The following is a 17,153-nucleotide window of genomic DNA, read 5'->3' as shown; positions in this document are numbered from 1 at the left end:
TGGAATATCGTGGCTCTGAAATGGGAACGAAGATCAGTGGGAGTGCTACACTCATCACATTGCAAACACGGGAACAGTTAGCTCTTGCTAACAGGAGGTTCAAAAACAGAGGTAACGGGGGTAAATCGCGCTAAGCGTTTTTCCCGTTTCGCTGTCATGGACTCTTTGAAATCAGCGCTCTTTAGTGTCTCTTGGGTGAGTGCATGGGCATCGGTCCGGGCTGCCTCAAAATCCTGAAGGTCGGCTTCTCGCAATTGGCGCTTCATAATGGCAAAGCTAGCAGGTGCATTGGTAGCTACCATATGAGCGTACTCCGTAGCAGCAGCAATAAAACCGTCGTTTGGCAGTACCTGCGATACCAACCCTTTTGCATAGGCTTCCTGTGCACCAACACGCCGCGCAGACATAAGCATATCAGCGGCATTACCCGGCCCGATTAACCGCGATAGCGACCAAGCGAGCCCTCCCTCGGCACACAGGCCAAGACCTGCAAATGGTGCAACAAAAAATGCGTCCTCGGCCGCCAGCCTAATGTCGGCTGCGCAGGCCATAGCGAGTCCAATGCCCGCGCAGGGTCCGTGAACAGCCGCAATTACCGGCTTCGGCAGCAGCATCAGCCCGTCATAGCGCAAGCCACCTGACCCGGAGTTTGGCGTCTCCGGGTTCGCCGAAAGTTCATCCAGTACCTGCATGTCAGCGCCTGCGCAAAAACCGCGACCTGTCCCTGAAAGAAGGATTACGCGGGCGTCTGGATCAGCTGCAGCGCAGGAAAAGGCAGCGGTTAATCCACGTGACATATCCGCGTTAGACGCGTTCAACCGGTCAGGCCGGTTCAGGGTAATCCGAGCTACGCCGTCAGCGACAGCATATAGCACCGCACCTGAGGCAGGCTCTGTCACCAGCCCGCCAGATCAGCAGCGCGCAGTCGGTGGCGGGTCGGCGAACCTAACCATGCCCAGTTAATCATCGCCCGCTTCATATAGAGATGGGTATCATGCTCCCATGTAAAACCGATCCCACCATGTGCCTCGACCGTATCACGGGTCACTTGCAGATAGGTGTCGGCTAAGTGGGCCTTAGCTTGCGAGGCGGCGTGGGAGGCCTTGTCCGGAATTGCATTCCAGGCGTGCGCCGCATACCAGTAAAGTCCGCGCGAAGGTTCCGTTGCCAGTGCCATCGCAACCAACTGATAGCGCAGACCCTGAAATCCTGCGATGGGCTGGCCATATTGCTCACGCATTTTGGCATATTCCACCGACATGTTGACGCAATGTTCCGCGCCACCAAACGAGTCAGCCGCAATTAGCACCGCAGCCGCATCTATCAGTCGCGCAGTAGCATCCTTGCCCGATGGCAAAGCCTCGGCTGCAGCGCCATCAAATGTGACGGTATCTAACGGACGAGTCCGGTCCGCGCTATCAATGCGGACCGTGGTGTAATTGGCATCCTTCTCTACCAGTGCCAATCCTTCGGCTGTACCGACCACCATCAGATCGGCTTCATCCGCGTTGGGAACAAGCGATTTGATCCCAGTCAGGTTTGAACCCGTTAAAGTCCATTGGTCCGGCATCCACCCGCTCTTGCCCTCGCATAAAGCAACGGTCCCAAGTACCTCACCCGAAGCCAATAAAGGCAGCCATTTCGCCTTCTGCGTATCCGATCCGCCTATCGAAATCGCAATCGTAGCTAGCGAATGGCCAAGAAATGGTAACGGTGCAACGGCTTTGCCGAGCGCTTCTGCCACTATAGCCAGATCGACCAGTTCAAGACCAAGGCCGCCATGCTCTTCTGGCACGATAATGGCAGGCCCACCCATTTCACAGAACGCAATCCACAGCTCGACATCAAACTGAGCGTCACCGGGCGTATTGAAAATCTTATGGACGCGCAGTGCATCGCATTTGTCACGCAGCAGATTGGATACACTATCAACCAGTGCCATTTGCTCTTCGGAAAGAAGAAAGTTCATGGCGTTACTCCCGGATTTTTATCGCGCGGAAGGCCAAGGCTGCGTTCCGCGATGATGTTGCGTTGAATGTTGGATGTGCCTCCAGCAATAGACATGGACAATGAGATCATGAAGCGTTCAATCCACTTGAGCCGCTCGCCTCCCATGTTGACGAAGTCATTTTCGACAATATCACGCGCCAGTTTTGAAATCCGCCCAGCAAGATCGGTCATATACACTTTCGGCATAGTCTGGAATGCGCCGATATCACGACCGTGGACGTCATGCGACGTGGCACGATAAGTCGAATAGGTCAGGCTCATCAACTGTCCTTCGATCGCGGACAACTCCTCCCGAATGCGGGGGTTTTTGATTGCAGGCAGCCCGTCTAACTCCACTTCTTTGGCCAGCTTGACCAAGTCGCGGAACATCGAAAGGCTCCACGTCATCGACGAAATTCCCGATCTTTCACTCTTCAGTGTTGAACGCGTTACACTCCACCCTTGGCCGCGTTCACCGACAATCATGTCGACGGGCGTTTCAGCATTGTCGAAAAAGACTTCATTGAATTCTTTCTGCCGTGTCATTTGCACCAAAGGACGGACAGTCACTCCGGGTTGACGAATATCAATGAGCAAATAGGAAATCCCGCTGTGCTTGGGTGCGTCTGGTTCGGTCCGGACCAGCATAAACATGTGTGTCGCGTTGTGGGCACCGGTCGTCCATATCTTTTGGCCGTTGATAATCCACTTCGTTCCGTCCTGTGAAAGTTCTCCTTTCGTGCGGAGAGATGCGAGATCGGATCCAGCATTGGGTTCTGAAAATCCCTGAGCCCAGACAATGTCGCCACTCAGTGAGTCGGGAATAAAGCGCTGCTTCTGTTCTTCTGTACCCCATTCCAGCAAAGTGCCGACGACTAGTCCGTTGCCAGGAATACGCGCACTCGGCGCTCTCGCTTTGGAAAGTTCTTCCCGAATGATTTCCGCCTTGGCAATGTCTGAGGGCTGTTCTCCGCCACCATAGATCTTCGGAATATTCCGGTGCATATAGCCTCGCTCGGTCGCTGCGAGCACGAAAGTCCTGGCATTCTCTTGCGACTTTACATCGCCATCAGCGGGCGGCCAATTATCTTTGATGAAAGTGCGCACCTCCTCGCGGAAGGCATCATATTCGCTGCCGAAGGCCAATTCCATTGATTAATCCTCTATACTATTTCAGCTATCTGAAAACCTGTTCGGCAAACGAGTCAAGTCTTAATCCTGTAACTGATTAGTCAAAATAGTTTGTAAGGAGCAAAAATCGAAAAGTGCATCTCTCCATATTGACATATTTTGTTATTTTGTCAGATTACACATTAGGTAGGAGATTATCATGGCAATTACGAATGCTTCGTTTCCAGACAACGTTCCCCCCGAGCTGGTGGTAGATTTTGACTTTTTTGCCCTTGATCAGCTTGGCAAAGACGACATCCAGCTTGCTTGGGCAACTCTCCATGACGGCCCGGATATTGTCTGGACTCCCCACAATGGTGGGCACTGGATTGCGACCCGCGCCGATGACATCGGTGAGATGGAGGTTGACTATGAACATTTTAGCAACAAAAACTTCAACCTGCCACGCAGCGACTATGACCAACATTCGCTTCCGCTTGGCCTCGACCCCCCGTTTCACACGCCATTTCGCAAGGCCATCATGCCGGCTTTTCAGCCGCGAGTAATCAAAACACTTGAGGGCATTGCAAGGGACACAGCGCGCAGCTTGGTCGCTAAAATCGCACCACGCGGTGAATGCGAGTTCGTGGAAGATTTCGCCAAAGTTCTCCCAATAAATGTCTTTCTTGGCATGGTGGATTTGCCACTGGAACATCGTAGTTTCTTGCTCGAATGGGCAGAGATTGCGGTCCGTTCATCAGACGTAGCTTTGCGCGCTGAAGTGCACGCCAAAATGCGCGATTATTTGACGCCGTATATCGATGCGCGGATGCAAAACCCAGGTGATGACGTGCTCAGTATGGTTATCACCAGCGACATCAATGGACGGCCGCCGTCCCGTGATGAAGTGTTTGGAATGTCTACCCTCCTTCTATTTGGCGGCCTTGATACAGTAGCATCCCAGCTCGGCTTTATTGCAATGCATCTGGCGCGTAATCCCCAACAGCGGCGCGCCTTGCTGGAACAACCGCAAATGCGCGCACGCGCCACCGAAGAGCTTTTGCGCCGCTACGGCCTGCCCAATACGGCTCGCGTGCTGACGAAAGACTATCTTTATAAGGGCATTCAGTTACGTGAAGGCGATATGATACAGTTGCCGAAATGTCTGTTCGGTCTGGACGACAGAAAGAACGCCGACCCGCTGACTGTAGATTTTGATCGCAAACCGTCTGACGTCAAACACGCCGCATTTGGAAGCGGGCCGCATGTCTGCCCTGGTGCAGTGCTCGCCCGTCGCGAATTAATGGTTTTCATGGACGAATGGTTGCCAATGATCCCGGATTTCGAAATTGATCCAGACAAGCCGCTGATTATGAAATCAGGACCCGTTAACGGGGTTCTCGCCCTTCCTTTGAAGTGGAAAGTATAAAGCGATGCGCGTCATTGATGACACCCCAGTAAGAACGGCCATACGGGCAGCGATTGACAATGGGCTGGAAGAGGCTGTGCATGCCGTTGCGTACCATAAGGGAAAAATGGTCTTAAGCGTGTGGGATGGTCTAGCTGACCCCGCAAATGGCACGCCTGCCACAGCCGAAACACTTTACAATGTGTATTCGGTTACCAAGGCCGTCGCGGCGACCGCTTTGCATATTCAGGCGGAAAAGGGGTATGTGGACTATGACGCGCCGATTGCTGACTACTGGCCGGAATTTGCGCAAAATGGAAAAGCAAGCGCGACCGTTCGTCACGCATTGACGCACCGCGCGGGTGTTCCATTGATGCCCGAGGGGGTGACTCCTGAACGCATGTGCGACAGCGACTGGATGGCAAACGCTATTGCCGCAATGGAGCCGCTGGCTCCTCCTGGCGAAAAAACACTTTATCAATCCATGACCTTTGGTTGGATCATTGGTGAGATTGTAAAGCGCACGGATCCTAAGCGCCGAGACTTAAACGTTTTTGTTCAGGAAGAGATTGCTGCTCCGCTTGGGTTGACCGACCTGTGGATTGGAATTCCTGATGCGGTTGCGGACCGGGTAGCGGTGATGTCCAACCGCAACGAAAACGATCCCCCTCCCCCTGAGGCAACGCTTTACGCTCGTTCCATGCCACATGCTGTCGATCTGGTACCACGCGTATTTGGTCGTCCCGATGTGCAGCGCGCCTGCATTGCGGGCGTCGGCGGTATTTTTAACGCTCGTGACGAGGCCCGCTTTTGGGCGATGCTCGCAGGTGGCGGTGAATTAGATGGGGTCCGCTTGCTTTCGGCAGACCGTGTTGTGAATTTCTCCAACGTTCGTGACAATGGCGATGAGCCTGATCCTGTCATGTTCGGTATGCCCATTCCAATTAGCGTTGGCGGCTATTGGTTAGGTGGGCACCGAGTCAGCAGCCCGCGTGCCATCTGGCATCCCGGTGCAGGCGGTTCATTAGGCTGGGCCGACCCAGAACAAAACTTGGCCGTCGCCATTTGCCACAACCGCATGTTTAACGCACGCGATCCAAAGGACGACCCGATCCTACCAATATCTAAAGCCATAGTAACTGCACTTGGACTAGATTGGAAATCATGACAATTTTGCCAAAACTTGAAGATCTGACCGATCCAACGTTCAATGCATTCGAAATGGAAAGGATGTCGACTGGGCGCTGTCCAGATCCTTATCCGCGCATCCATGAACTCATGCAGCAAGGTAGCGTGGTTGAAGGCTGTTACCGCGAACAATTCACCGATATCAGGGACCATCAGCATGGCGGCCTTCCTCAGATGATGGTGCTTGGATATGACGCGGTCCTCCATGTTTTGACGCACCCTGAGATCTTCACCAACCGCGAAGCATTCCTGCCAAGTCTGGGGGTATCCTTTGGTGAGTCCGTTTCAGTGATGGATGCACCAGACCACACACGTTATCGCCGAATTTTTCAGAAAGCCTTTTTACCGCAAGTGGTCTCGAAATGGGGCGAAACTGTTGTCGATCCAGTGGTGCACGGTTTGATGGATGCGTTCGTTGGTACCGGCAAAGCGGATCTTATTGAACAGTTTACGCATTACTATCCATTTCAAGTCATCTATGCCCAGCTTGAGCTTGAGCCAGAGCAAGGGCCGATTTTCCATAAGCTCGCTATCGCTCAGCTTCTGTCTTCTATTGGTGCGCCGCAGGGCCGCGAAGCATCAACTAAGCTTGGGAGTTTCTTTACCGAGTTACTAGAGCAGCGTCGCGCGAAGCCTGGAAACGACCTCGTTAGCCACCTAGCCACAGTTGAATCGGATGGCGAGCGTCTTCCCGACATCGTGCTTATTTCCTTTTTGCGTCAGTTGATGAACGCGGGCGGGGACACAACATTTCGTGGCACCAGCGCTCTGTTGACCGGACTGCTAAGCAATACCGATCAACTAGATGCCGTCCGGGCGGACAGAAGTCTGATTGCACAGGCTATTGACGAGGCTCTGCGTTGGGAAGGACCGGTAACATCTACTCTTCGTTATGCAATCCAAGATACAGAAATTGATGGCATCACCATTCCCAAAGGTACATTTATCAATCTTGTTCTAGCATCTGCAAACCGCGATCCGAGCAAGTTCAGGGATCCTGATAAGTTTGATATATTCCGTGACCGTAAACACCGTTCACTTGCATTTGCCAGTGGACCGCATTTGTGCATCGGTCAGCATTTGGCCAAGGTAGAAATGACCCGCGCCCTGAATGCCCTGCTGGATAACTTACCGAATCTTCGGCTTGATCCAGACATGCCGCCGCCGCAAATGATTGGTCACATTTTGCGTTCTCCAGAGCATGTTTATGTTCGGTTCGACAACTGAGGTGCAGATATGAAGCAGTGGATGTGCATGAACTGTGGCTGGGTATATGATCAGGCCTTGGGCGATCCGATGGGCGATATCGCCCCTGGCACGGCGTGGGAAGACGTTTCCGAAGACTGGAAATGCCCTGATTGCGGATCATTGAAAGCAGAATTCGAGATGGTGGAGATTTGACGATCGCCCCATGTTTCTCCACATCTCGCCATTAGGCTCTTTTAAGCGGACAGGGAGAAAGCCGTGATGAAGAAGCGTTCAATCGTTTGTGCGTTGATGATGACAACAATGTTAGCCCTTCCAGCCAATTTGGGGGCAAAACCCGCGACAACGGATCAGCATCCTGCGTGGCCCCAGACACCTGTACCCCCCAAGGGCGCGCCCAATGTCCTCGTCATTCTGACCGACGACATCGGTTTTGCCGCATCTTCAACCTTTGGCGGCCCCATTCCAACGCCCACACTCGAGCGGCTGGCAGATAGAGGCTATCGTTATAACGCTTTCCACACCTCCGCCATTTGCTCAGCGACGCGAGCGGCCTTGCTGACCGGGCGCAATCCAACACGCGTCGGAATGGGCGGGGTTACTAACCTCGCGACATCGCATCCCGGACACACCAGCATCATTCCCGATAGCGCTGCTACCATCGCGCGGATACTTCGCGATAATGGCTACAATACCGCTATGCTTGGCAAGGCTCATCTTACGCCAAAGTGGGAAACCGGGCCAAACGGGCCGTTCAACCGTTGGCCCACCGGGCTTGGTTTCGAATATTTTTATGGTTTCCTTGATGGTGACACGGATCAATTTGCGCCGCAACTCTATCTTGGTACCGATCCGGTTGAGCCGCCCGACGACGATCCAAATTACATCCTTGATAAAGACATGGCTGATCGTGCTACCGGTTGGCTCAAGCGACAAAATGCTGTTCAGCCAGACAAGCCATTTTTCCTCTATTATGCTCCAGGAACAGCGCACTCGCCGCATCAGGCCCCGAAAGAATGGATTGACCGCTTCCGCGGTCGTTTCGACATGGGTTGGGACAAATTGCGCGAGATCACATTCGCAGAGCAGAAGCGGTCTGGCACGATCCCTGCCAACGCGGCGCTCTCTGCGCGGCCAGATGAAATTCCGGCATGGAATTCAGTTAGCCCGGAAAAGCAAAAGCTTTTTGTGCGTATGATGGAGACTTATGCGGGCGCGGTGGCCTATGCCGACGATCAGATTGGTCGGTTGATCGATGAAATCGCGCGCAGCGGCGAGCTCGACAATACACTGGTGATCTTTGTTCAAGGGGATAATGGTTCCAGCGCCGAAGGCAACGAGAACGGCTTGTTCAACGAAATGTCGGGCATCAACGAAGACATCGAGGCCGATTATCCAGCAGCGCAAGCAAACATCGACAACTTGGGCGGGCCTTTGACTTACGGACATTTCCCCGTTGGTTGGGCGCACGCAATGTCTACGCCGTTTCCTTATTTCAAACGGGTCGCCTCACATCTGGGCGCTACCCGCAACGCCATGGTGCTAAGTTGGCCAAGCCGTGCACCCGATGCGAAGGGTGAAGTCCGCCCGCAGTTTCACCATGTGATCGATATTGCCCCTACTATACTCGAAGCCACCGGCATCAAACGCCCAACGTCAGTTGCGGGTGTGAAGCAGATGCCGTTTGACGGGGTCAGCATGATCTATAGCTTGTTTGGGGCGGATAAGCCTGCGCTGCGGAAAACACAATTCTTTGAGATTTCGTCGGACGCAGCTATTTATTCGGATGGCTGGATGGCCAATACTCGGCCAAATGCTATGCCGTGGCAATTCACCGGTGTTACCAACATTCCTTTCGATAAGCGGATCTGGGAGCTCTATGATCTGAAAAATGATTTCAGCCAATCACGCGACTTGGCAGCCGAAAATCCGGAAAAACTGAAGCAGATGCAAAAACTATTCCAGCGGGAAGCCCGCGCAAACAGCGCATTGCCTATCGCCCGGATGCCACCTGGTTTGCCGTCGCCCGACATCAATCAAGGTCGCAGCAGCTTCACTTTCCCAATCGGTGTGCAGCGACTGACGCCCGCGGTGGCGCCTGATGTGCGCAATCGCTCCTTCTCGCTATTGGCAGATGTCATGGTGTCTACAGAGGGAGCGCAAGGCATGCTCGTTACGCAAGGCGGTCGGTTTGGTGGTTATGGTCTTTATCTTCGAGATGGCGTTCCGCGTTTCGTTTATAATAAGTTTGGTACGGAACGGAGCACGATAGACTGGGGTAGCAAGCTAGCCCCGGGTCGGCATCAGGTACGGCTCGACTTTGATTATGACGGTGGCGGCCTTGGGAAAGGAGGCAAGGTGAAGCTATCGGTAGATGGCGCGGATCACAAAGAATCACGGATACCTTCAACGATCCGTTTTATGTTCCCACTTTCGGAAACCTTCGACGTTGGCGAAGATACCGGCACACCCGTGGCCGAGGATTACCGCGTGCCATTTCGCTTTGACGATAAGAATCTTAAAGTGACGGTTATACTGCGCTAACCAATGATCGAGCAGCTTCTCAACCACTGACCATATTGTCATTGCCGAGACATAGCACCTGATCGCGGCAGGGCAAAGCTCGCCAGCAGAGCAAGTCCGCATCCGGCTGTAACCCAGATAAAGGTAAGCAAATACGCATCTGGTCCGGGATATACACCCTGCCCGACTTTGATTGTCGAAGTCGCCAGCGTGATCGCTGCAAGTTGCGCCCCGACCGCCATACCAATCTTGCGGGCGATCTGTGCAAGCCCAGTTGCCTCGCTCGTCCGTCCGGCGGGGGCAGCTTCGACAATGAGATTAGGGGCAGCCGACATCGCTGCGCCTAATGCGAAGCTGTTGAGGAAAAGCCATCCGGTAACGGCCCACAATGATCCATGCGCCAAAGTCAAGCCAACCCAAGCCAGAGTTGCAGATATTGTTGCAAGGATCATGGCATTGCGGCTGCCATAGCGGCTGGCATACCAGCCGCAGAGCGGGCCTGCGATTACGCCGATGATCGACCCGGGGGCATGCAAAGCGCCGGCAAGCGTGGCTGACACACCCAGCCCAATGCCCGTTTCCACCGGCTGCTGCATCATCACCATAACGATCTGACCTATATTCATTGTTCCCAGCGCGAGCAGAATGAATATCAAAGCTGTTAACCCAATCTGACGGTCACCGATCATCCGCACATCGATCATCGGGTTTTCAATACGAAGTTCATGCACTACCCATGCTACAAGCAAGGTAATTCCAACGAGAAACCAAGACATCTGAACCATGCTGCCCCAGCCATGATCTTCGCCGAGGCCAAGCGCATAAAGCAGGAAGCACAGCCCAGGAACGAACAGGATGCCGCCAAGCCAGTCAATGCGTGACGGTGTATACTGGCGGCTGCGCGGTACAAGAAACCAGACCGCGATCATCGCAGTGATTGCAAGCGCTGCCGAAGCAATAAAAATAGCACGCCAAGAACCGTAATCGACCAAAAGCCCGCCGGTCACCAAGCCAAGTCCGGCACCGCCCGAGGCCGTTGCTGAAACTATGCCAATGTTGACGGCGACGCGGACAGAGGGAAAATACTCCCGCACCATACCATAACATAAAGGTAGGATGGCTCCGGCGAAACCCTGACACGCGCGGCCAGCTATAATCCAACCCAAATCGGTGGTGGCCGCGCTGACAAGAGACCCAATCATCGCCATCGCAAGGCAAAAGAGCAACATTCGCTTTCGGCCATATATATCACCCAAACGTGCACAGATCGCAGCAGTCGCCATCGCGACCAGCATATAGCCTGTGACTAGCCATCCAATCGCGATCGGATCTCCATAAATACGGTAAAAGGAGGTGAGCGCCGCATAGATCATGCTAGCTTCGAAGCTGCTTACCAATTCGGCCAAAATCAGCGCGGCCATGATAACCCAGCCAGCCCGATCTTTTCTGTCTGCTTTTTCCCGCAATTGGCTGTTCATTTGTTCTCTCCCATCCAAATGTAGCTATTCCGCATGCTTCTGCGATTCTCCAACCGACAACAGCCCATGGCTGACCCAAAGATTGGCGTTCATGTCTGCCGCATCAGCATCGGGATGATAGTATTGCGTAAAGTCTGTCACCCCGGCATCGCGAAGGATATCATCATCCAGCATGAACCGGCCGGTAAAGCTCCTGGCATCTTGCATCAGCACATGCCAAGCAGCGTCCGCCATGATTTTTGGGCTTCGAGCGCGTGTTGCGCCTTCCTCTCCACGCAAGGCCTGCACCGCTGCCGTCCAGATGGCGGTTCGCGGCCACAACGCATTAAACGCCACTTTGCCCCGAAACTCTTCAGCCCAGGCCATGCTCAACAGGGCCATGTTCATTTTTGAGATCATGTAGGCAGGATAGGGTTTGAACTTTTCAGGATGATCAAAAATCGGCAGCGGAGCGATGGTCAGTACATGCGGGTTCTCCGCCTGCAACAGAAACGGAAGACACTTTCGCGTGACCTGATATGTCCCTCTTGTGTTAATACCGAAAAGTAGATCAAACCGCTTCATATCGGTTTCAAGCGTGGGCTTTCGGAACATAGCACTTGCGTTATTGACAACAATATCGATCCCGCCAAAATGATCGACGGCCTTAGCAATGGCAGCATCGACAGCATCATCATCCCGCAAATCAACCGGTACAGGCAAGGCTTTGCCTCCTGCAGCTTCGATTTCATCTGCTGCAGTGTAGATCGTACCCGGCAATGACGGATGAGGTTCGACAGTTTTGGCAACGATGACGACGTTGGCGCCATCTTGGGCAGCGCGTAACGCAATGGAAAGCCCAATACCTCGGCTCGCTCCGGTCACGAACAACGTTTTTCCAGCTAGATTTGTCATTGTTGTTCCTCCCTGCATAAATTTTGGCGCGTTTCTTGTTCACGGCGTACGCATCTTCACAGATAGGACTTGCCACGACAAGAATAATATCATTTATTTAACTGATTACAGCCCTTTTAAATCAACCCCGAATTTCAGGAGCAGGATATGGAGATTCCAAAGAACCAGTCCGATATTTCAGCCGAGTGGCTGACGCACCTTCTTTCGAAGACTGAACCCGGGTTGATTGTCGATTCGTTATCCATCGTTGATGTCCAGCATGGTGCGTGCACTAAGCTGCGGCTGGCGGCACGCACAAACCGCAACGATTTTCCGTCTAGCCTGATGATGAAAATCGGGTTTGAATCGCATAGCAATGATATGCGCATGATGCATGTAAACGAGTATCACGCTTATGCGGACCTGATGCCTGCGGTCGAACTGAATGCTCCAAAATGTTTAGGAGCAGCCATGGATAGTGAAGGGCACGCGCTGGTAGTGCTGGAGGATTTGTGCCTGCGCGATGTGCAGTTCCTGAAATTGCAGGAGCCCATAGGTTTTGATCTGGCCAAACGTTATCTCGAAGGCTTGGCTAAATTCCATGCGGGGTCTTGGAATGCGCCTGACCTGAATACACGTTTTGGATGGGCGCCAGATACTAGCGAAAAGTGCGTGGCCCATTATTTCCATCTGCTGACTACACCGAGCGAATTTCAGCGTTATGCCAATGCTCCGCGGGGGGCGGTCATGCCAAAAATCCTGCTTGATCCAGCGCGTGTCCGGGCGGCACATCTTGCTATGACGTTAGCGCATAAGTCCGAAAATATGGCTATGGTAGTCAATCATGGCGATATGCACTTGGGTAATCTGTATCTTGATGCAGACGGAACACCTGGATTTCTCGACATGCAACCACGACGTGGGGCATGGTCGATCGATGTTAGCTATTTCTTGATCGCGGGACTTGATGTGGCAGACCGCAGGCGTTGGGACGGCGCACTGTTGCAGCATTATCTGCACTGCTTAGGCCATGAAGGAATAGATATCCCGTCATTCGATAGTGCCTGGCTAGCCTATCGCCGCGACGTCATCTGGGGCTTGTTGATCTGGATGCTCAACAGTTCGCAATTCCAGACGGAGGCCAATAACACCGCTGCAGCATCACGCTTTGCCATGGCAATGCTTGATCTCGATACATTTGGAGTGCTGGGCGTATGACCGGCAGAGACTTTAGCCAGATCACACCCGAACTGATGCAAACGCTGCTATCTAAAAAATTTCCAACCCTAAACGTCAAAGCCGTTCATACTGATGGTTCAATCCATGGCACCGCAACCAAGGTGAAGGTCACGCTTGATGCAGACGGGGACGGCCCACGCACGATGTGGGTGAAAGCGGGGTGGGAAGAATCGAGCGAGATCCTGCGCAAAGTTGGCATTTTCTCCCGTGAGCCACGTGTGTACGCCGAGCTGTTGCCCGAACTTGGACTGGAAGTTCCTGACTTTTATGGCGCGTCCTGGGACGAAGACACATTGGATGGCATTGTCCTGCTCGAGGATTTGGCAGAGCGCAAAGCACATTTCAATAGCCCGCTTGAACACCTGTCACCCCAGGCCTTAGCAACCCTTTTGTCCGCGCTCGCTCGGATGCACAGCTTAACGCGCAGTACCGAATGGCTCGGTGCGCATGACTGGCTTCGTCCGCTCTTCTGGGATTCTGTGGAACCCGATTCCTATCTCACATATGTAAGCGCGATCCCGACGCTGGAGACATTTCTGGCAATGCCCCGCGGTGCCGCCTTGCCAGAGGTTTCGCGCAATGCCGCGAGCATCTCCGCTGCTATTGGGCGTACCGCAGCTTTTGGCCGTGAAGATAATGAGCACTGCATGCTACACGGCGACGCCCATATTGGTAACAGCTACAGCCTGCCTGATGGGAAACTTGGGTTGCTTGACTGGCAGTGCGTCTGGCGCGGAGGTTGGGCGTATGATGTCGCCTATCTTATAGGCTCTTCATTATCCCCCAAGGACCGGCGATCAGAAGAGAAAGCATTGCTACAACACTATCTCGATCAACGCGCGTGTCACGGTTGGCCTGCACCAAGCTTGGCCCATGCGCTTGACCGGTATCGCAAATATCTAGCGTATGGTCTCACCGTCTGGCTCACGAACATGCCATCATTTCAACCGGAGGAATTCAACGCAGCTGTAGCATCCCGTTTTGCCCATGCCATGATCGATCATGGTCTATTTGAGAGCTGAGTATTTTAGAAATGAGTATGTCCCGTACGATTTTGGTAACCGGTTCAGCCAGTGGTATTGGCAAGGCAACGGCGGCACTGCTGCGGGCGCGGGGCTGTAATGTGATCGGTCTGGATATTCAGGATACCGGTCGATCCGACACCGACATTATTGCAGACCTCTCGACCGTTCAAGGTCGCAGGCATGGCATCAGCAAAACACTGCAGATGTCAGGCGGCACACTAGATGGTGTGGTAGCGTGCGCAGGACTGGCAGGGGCGGACGCGAAGGCAATGGTTGCAGTCAACTATTTTGGAACCGTGTCGATAGTCGAAGGACTGCACAACGCCCTGATGTCGTCCAGCGCACCGCGTGTGGCAATTATCTCGTCCTCGGCAATCATCTTGCCCAGCCATCATCCGCTTGTAGATGCCTGCCTTTCCGGTAACGAATCTGCTGCGCTTGATGAGGCAGCGGGCAATGATGTGCTAACTTATGCTTCAACCAAACTGTCGCTTAGTCGCTGGATCCGACGTACCGCAATATTACCGGAATGGGCAGGTAACGGCATCCTGATAAACGGCATAGCCCCTGGGCCGGTTCGCACTCCGATGACGGCGCCGATCCTGGCAACCGCTGAAGGCCGCGCAATGCTTGCAGAGGTTACTCCGATAGCGCTGAACGACTATGCCGAACCGGAACATATCGCGCGGCTCCTTGCCTTTTTGGCAAGTCCAGATTGCTCCTACATGGTTGGCCAGAACATTTTTATTGATGGCGGCACCGATATCATCAGTCGCGGAGAGCAGCAGATTTGATACAACTGCAAAAAGAATTCGAGGAGCGGCGCACCGCCGCCCCTCTTAGATTGAGACTAGCCGATTTCGGCGATTACAGTTCCCACTTCGTAAGTTTCGCCGATTTCACCGATGATTTTTAGAGTACCCGTGGCAGGGCTCTCAACTTCATTGGTAGATTTCTCGCTTTCCATTGAATAGAGCGCCTGCCCTTCGACAACCTGCGCGCCATCTTCGACCAGCCACTCACTCAATACACCCTCACTCATCGAAAAACCGATTTTCGGAACGGTAACCTGAATTGCCATATTTTTAGTCCTTAACTTACCAGATCGGTGATTGCCGCAAGAATTCTGGCGGCATCGGGTGCGAAAGCACTTTCAAGCGGTCGCGAATATGGGACTGCTGAGAAATGGCCGCCCAATCGTTTGACTGGCTTTTTCAACTGGCCAAAAAGTTCCTCACTTATAACCGCAGCGATTTCGGCGCCGACGCCATGCTGCTTAACCGCTTCATGTGCAATAACAACCCGACCGGTTTTGCGTACCGACGTCAGAACCGTTTCGCGATCCCAGGGTGCAATGGTGCGCAGATCAATAACCTCGACGGAAATGCCCTGCTCTGCAGCCATATCGGCCGCCTGACGCGCTTCGATAGCCATCCGAGAATAGCTTACAACGGTGACGTCGCTACCTTCTCTCTGAATAGCGGCCTTACCCAATGGCACCCGATGGCTGCTGTCTGGCATGGCCATTGAAACTGGAGGGAAATAAGACGGCAGGTTCTCGATAAATAGCACCGGATCAGGATCATCAATTGCCGAACGCAAGAGTCCGTAAGCATCCTCAGGTGTAGAGGCCGCGCAAACCTTGATACCTGCGGTATGGGCAAACCATGCCTCAAGGTAATCGGTGTGCTGGCCACCATTACCCATTCCTAGACCGGTCATCGTGCGTATGACGATCGGAACGCTGGTCTGCCCTCCAGACATAAAGCGCAGCTTGGCAGCATGATTTACAATCATATCCATGGCCACGGTCGTGAAGTTCATAAGCATGATTTCAGCCACAGGCTTGTATCCGGCGAGACTTGCACCGATCGCCGCCCCAATAATGGCCTGTTCGGAAATCGGGGTTGAGCGAACACGGTCATCTCCAAAGGTTGTGGATAAGCCCTTTGTAATTTTGACCACACCGCCCCCTTCTGGATCCGCAAGATCTTCACCCAGGGTTATAACCTTGGGATCCTCCGCAAATGCATCTTGATAGGCCTTGGCAATTGCCGCTAGAATGGAAACTGTCGGTTTCATTTCGTTTGCTGTGTCGCTCATGCTGCCAGCTCCTTCTCAAATACGTCGAACCGCAACGAATCCGGATCCGGCCATGGTGATGCCAGAGCAAATTCAACGGCGGCTTCAATTTGGGCTTCAACATCAGCCTCGTGCGATGCCAGTTCTTCTTCGGTCGCAATGCGATCAGCAATAAGGCGAGCACGCAAGCGAGGTACCGGGTCAGCTTCGATCGCGGCTGCCTTTTGCTCGGGCGGAATGTAGCTGTCATCATCCCCCATGGCATGGCCGAAAAAGCGGAAAGTCATGCATTCAAGAAGGGTTGGCCCCTCACCAGCGCGGGCACGCGCTACCGCTTCTGCAAATGCGGAGTACATGGCTTCGGGATCATTGCCATCAACGCGTACGCCGGGCATACCATAGTTTTCAGCTCGATTTGCTATGTTATGACCGCCAGTCATTTTTTCGAAAGTCGTGTGCTCAGCGTAAAGATTGTTCTGGCACACAAAGATTGTCGGAAGTTTCCAAACTGAGGCGAGGTTCATCGCCTCATGAACGGCGCCGATATTGGAGGCACCATCACCAAATGTGCAAACCGAAACGCGATCACTCTTGTCTAGTTGGGCCGCCCAAGAAAGACCGTTCGCAATGGGTGCAGACGAGCCAACGATACCGGTGGTCACCATGATCCCCTTTGGCGGATAGGTAAGGTGCATCGGACCACCTTTTCCCTTACAAGAACCGGTTGTCCGGCCAGCAAGCTCTGCCCACAATTCACGCAAAGGGAACCCTTTACCGAGCATGTCATGGATGCCACGGTAAATCGTACAAAGCGTGTCATCATCGCGCAAAATCTGACCCATCACAGATGGGATGATTTCCTGCCCCCGATAGGAATAATACGTCATCGCAATTTGACCGGTCCGAATCGCTTTGCGTGCTCGCTCATCATTGGCCTTCAACAAAGCTGCCCGCTTGTATACTTCCAGCAAAACAGCAGAATCTGCCACAAATTGTTTATCTGCCATGAGAGGCTTTCCCTTTTCATCAACG

The 17,153-nt window shown here is 53.3% G+C and carries 16 protein-coding genes; 8 read left to right on the top strand and 8 right to left on the bottom strand.

Translation table 11 applies throughout. The features are described 5' to 3' along the window. Window positions 1-77 precede the first annotated feature (77 nt). The 3 genes from ACIQ2T_RS00715 to ACIQ2T_RS00705 are packed head-to-tail and all read right to left on the bottom strand — an operon-like array spanning window position 78 to window position 3,141. Entirely contained in the window at window positions 78-899 is an 822-nt protein-coding gene (locus ACIQ2T_RS00715; protein WP_397589126.1) for an enoyl-CoA hydratase-related protein, read from the bottom strand. Beyond that, window positions 896-1,969: an acyl-CoA dehydrogenase family protein gene (locus ACIQ2T_RS00710; RefSeq protein ID WP_397589125.1), complete on the bottom strand. Its 1,074-nt coding sequence runs from the start codon at window positions 1,967-1,969 to the stop codon at window positions 896-898. Before ACIQ2T_RS00710 ends, ACIQ2T_RS00715 begins: the two co-directional genes overlap by 4 nt. Beyond that, a complete protein-coding gene (locus ACIQ2T_RS00705) occupies window positions 1,966-3,141 on the bottom strand; it encodes an acyl-CoA dehydrogenase family protein (RefSeq protein ID WP_397589124.1) in 1,176 nt (391 codons plus the stop codon). Before ACIQ2T_RS00705 ends, ACIQ2T_RS00710 begins: the two co-directional genes overlap by 4 nt. 178 nt (window positions 3,142-3,319) lie before the next feature. On the opposite strand from ACIQ2T_RS00705, the gene ACIQ2T_RS00700 reads away from it, so the two are divergent. The 5 genes from ACIQ2T_RS00700 (at window position 3,320) to ACIQ2T_RS00680 (ending at window position 9,445) form a co-directional block, all read left to right on the top strand. Further along, entirely contained in the window at window positions 3,320-4,528 is a 1,209-nt protein-coding gene (locus ACIQ2T_RS00700) for a cytochrome P450 (RefSeq protein ID WP_397589123.1), read from the top strand. Window positions 4,529-4,532: 4 nt separating this feature from the next. Continuing rightward, the gene (locus ACIQ2T_RS00695) at window positions 4,533-5,675 is read left to right on the top strand and encodes a serine hydrolase domain-containing protein (RefSeq protein WP_397589122.1); all 1,143 of its coding nucleotides are present in this window, start codon (window positions 4,533-4,535) and stop codon (window positions 5,673-5,675) included. Further along, window positions 5,672-6,922 carry a cytochrome P450 gene (locus ACIQ2T_RS00690; protein WP_397589121.1) on the top strand — a complete coding sequence of 417 codons (1,251 nt, stop codon included), beginning with the start codon at window positions 5,672-5,674 and terminating at the stop codon, window positions 6,920-6,922. Before ACIQ2T_RS00695 ends, ACIQ2T_RS00690 begins: the two co-directional genes overlap by 4 nt. A 9-nt stretch (window positions 6,923-6,931) precedes the next feature. Continuing rightward, window positions 6,932-7,096 (top strand): rubredoxin, encoded by a 165-nt coding sequence (locus tag ACIQ2T_RS00685; RefSeq protein ID WP_397589120.1) that lies wholly within the window; start codon window positions 6,932-6,934, stop codon window positions 7,094-7,096. Window positions 7,097-7,162: 66 nt separating this feature from the next. After that, window positions 7,163-9,445, top strand: a complete 2,283-nt coding sequence (locus ACIQ2T_RS00680) for an arylsulfatase (protein WP_397589119.1) — start codon at window positions 7,163-7,165, stop codon at window positions 9,443-9,445. Window positions 9,446-9,483: 38 nt separating this feature from the next. Here ACIQ2T_RS00680 and ACIQ2T_RS00675 read toward each other — a convergent pair whose 3' ends face one another. Together ACIQ2T_RS00675 and ACIQ2T_RS00670 are read right to left on the bottom strand one after the other, a co-directional pair. Further along, complete coding sequence (locus ACIQ2T_RS00675; protein ID WP_397589118.1) at window positions 9,484-10,902, bottom strand: MFS transporter; 1,419 nt, start codon at window positions 10,900-10,902, stop codon at window positions 9,484-9,486. 24 nt (window positions 10,903-10,926) lie between these two features. Next, entirely contained in the window at window positions 10,927-11,796 is an 870-nt protein-coding gene (locus ACIQ2T_RS00670) for an SDR family oxidoreductase (protein WP_397589117.1), read from the bottom strand. 147 nt (window positions 11,797-11,943) lie between these two features. On the opposite strand from ACIQ2T_RS00670, the gene ACIQ2T_RS00665 reads away from it, so the two are divergent. From ACIQ2T_RS00665 to ACIQ2T_RS00655, 3 genes are read left to right on the top strand one after another with little or no spacing between them, the layout of a single operon-like run. Next, window positions 11,944-12,993: a hypothetical protein gene (locus ACIQ2T_RS00665; RefSeq protein WP_397589116.1), complete on the top strand. Its 1,050-nt coding sequence runs from the start codon at window positions 11,944-11,946 to the stop codon at window positions 12,991-12,993. Next, window positions 12,990-14,036, top strand: a complete 1,047-nt coding sequence (locus ACIQ2T_RS00660) for a phosphotransferase (protein WP_397589115.1) — start codon at window positions 12,990-12,992, stop codon at window positions 14,034-14,036. Before ACIQ2T_RS00665 ends, ACIQ2T_RS00660 begins: the two co-directional genes overlap by 4 nt. A gap of 17 nt (window positions 14,037-14,053) precedes the next feature. Then, window positions 14,054-14,833: an SDR family oxidoreductase gene (locus tag ACIQ2T_RS00655; RefSeq protein WP_397589114.1), complete on the top strand. Its 780-nt coding sequence runs from the start codon at window positions 14,054-14,056 to the stop codon at window positions 14,831-14,833. A gap of 56 nt (window positions 14,834-14,889) precedes the next feature. Here ACIQ2T_RS00655 and ACIQ2T_RS00650 read toward each other — a convergent pair whose 3' ends face one another. The 3 genes from ACIQ2T_RS00650 to ACIQ2T_RS00640 are packed head-to-tail and all read right to left on the bottom strand — an operon-like array spanning window position 14,890 to window position 17,128. Then, entirely contained in the window at window positions 14,890-15,120 is a 231-nt protein-coding gene (locus ACIQ2T_RS00650; RefSeq protein ID WP_397589113.1) for a biotin/lipoyl-containing protein, read from the bottom strand. Between the two features lie 11 nt (window positions 15,121-15,131). Beyond that, window positions 15,132-16,142, bottom strand: coding sequence for an alpha-ketoacid dehydrogenase subunit beta (locus tag ACIQ2T_RS00645; RefSeq protein WP_397589112.1), 1,011 nt, complete (start codon window positions 16,140-16,142; stop codon window positions 15,132-15,134). After that, window positions 16,139-17,128, bottom strand: a complete 990-nt coding sequence (locus ACIQ2T_RS00640) for a thiamine pyrophosphate-dependent dehydrogenase E1 component subunit alpha (RefSeq protein ID WP_397589111.1) — start codon at window positions 17,126-17,128, stop codon at window positions 16,139-16,141. Before ACIQ2T_RS00640 ends, ACIQ2T_RS00645 begins: the two co-directional genes overlap by 4 nt. Window positions 17,129-17,153: the final 25 nt, after the last annotated feature.

It is taken from the genome of Sphingorhabdus sp. (assembly GCF_044357595.1).
Taxonomy (GTDB): Bacteria; Pseudomonadota; Alphaproteobacteria; order Sphingomonadales; family Sphingomonadaceae; genus Sphingorhabdus_B.
This window is presented reverse-complemented; position numbering and strand designations above follow the sequence as displayed.

Excerpts from the sequence above, each read along its gene's own strand:
- ACIQ2T_RS00710 (WP_397589125.1), bottom strand. The coding sequence starts at position 1,969 with ATGAACTTTCTTCTTTCCGAAGAGCAAATGGCACTGGTTGATAGTGTA.
- ACIQ2T_RS00705 (WP_397589124.1), bottom strand. The coding sequence starts at position 3,141 with ATGGAATTGGCCTTCGGCAGCGAATATGATGCCTTCCGCGAGGAGGTG.
- ACIQ2T_RS00700 (WP_397589123.1), top strand. The coding sequence starts at position 3,320 with ATGGCAATTACGAATGCTTCGTTTCCAGACAACGTTCCCCCCGAGCTG.
- ACIQ2T_RS00695 (WP_397589122.1), top strand. The coding sequence starts at position 4,533 with ATGCGCGTCATTGATGACACCCCAGTAAGAACGGCCATACGGGCAGCG.
- ACIQ2T_RS00690 (WP_397589121.1), top strand. The coding sequence starts at position 5,672 with ATGACAATTTTGCCAAAACTTGAAGATCTGACCGATCCAACGTTCAAT.
- ACIQ2T_RS00685 (WP_397589120.1), top strand. The coding sequence starts at position 6,932 with ATGAAGCAGTGGATGTGCATGAACTGTGGCTGGGTATATGATCAGGCC.
- ACIQ2T_RS00680 (WP_397589119.1), top strand. The coding sequence starts at position 7,163 with ATGAAGAAGCGTTCAATCGTTTGTGCGTTGATGATGACAACAATGTTA.
- ACIQ2T_RS00675 (WP_397589118.1), bottom strand. The coding sequence starts at position 10,902 with ATGAACAGCCAATTGCGGGAAAAAGCAGACAGAAAAGATCGGGCTGGC.
- ACIQ2T_RS00670 (WP_397589117.1), bottom strand. The coding sequence starts at position 11,796 with ATGACAAATCTAGCTGGAAAAACGTTGTTCGTGACCGGAGCGAGCCGA.
- ACIQ2T_RS00665 (WP_397589116.1), top strand. The coding sequence starts at position 11,944 with ATGGAGATTCCAAAGAACCAGTCCGATATTTCAGCCGAGTGGCTGACG.
- ACIQ2T_RS00660 (WP_397589115.1), top strand. The coding sequence starts at position 12,990 with ATGACCGGCAGAGACTTTAGCCAGATCACACCCGAACTGATGCAAACG.
- ACIQ2T_RS00655 (WP_397589114.1), top strand. The coding sequence starts at position 14,054 with ATGTCCCGTACGATTTTGGTAACCGGTTCAGCCAGTGGTATTGGCAAG.
- ACIQ2T_RS00650 (WP_397589113.1), bottom strand. The coding sequence starts at position 15,120 with ATGGCAATTCAGGTTACCGTTCCGAAAATCGGTTTTTCGATGAGTGAG.
- ACIQ2T_RS00645 (WP_397589112.1), bottom strand. The coding sequence starts at position 16,142 with ATGAGCGACACAGCAAACGAAATGAAACCGACAGTTTCCATTCTAGCG.
- ACIQ2T_RS00640 (WP_397589111.1), bottom strand. The coding sequence starts at position 17,128 with ATGGCAGATAAACAATTTGTGGCAGATTCTGCTGTTTTGCTGGAAGTA.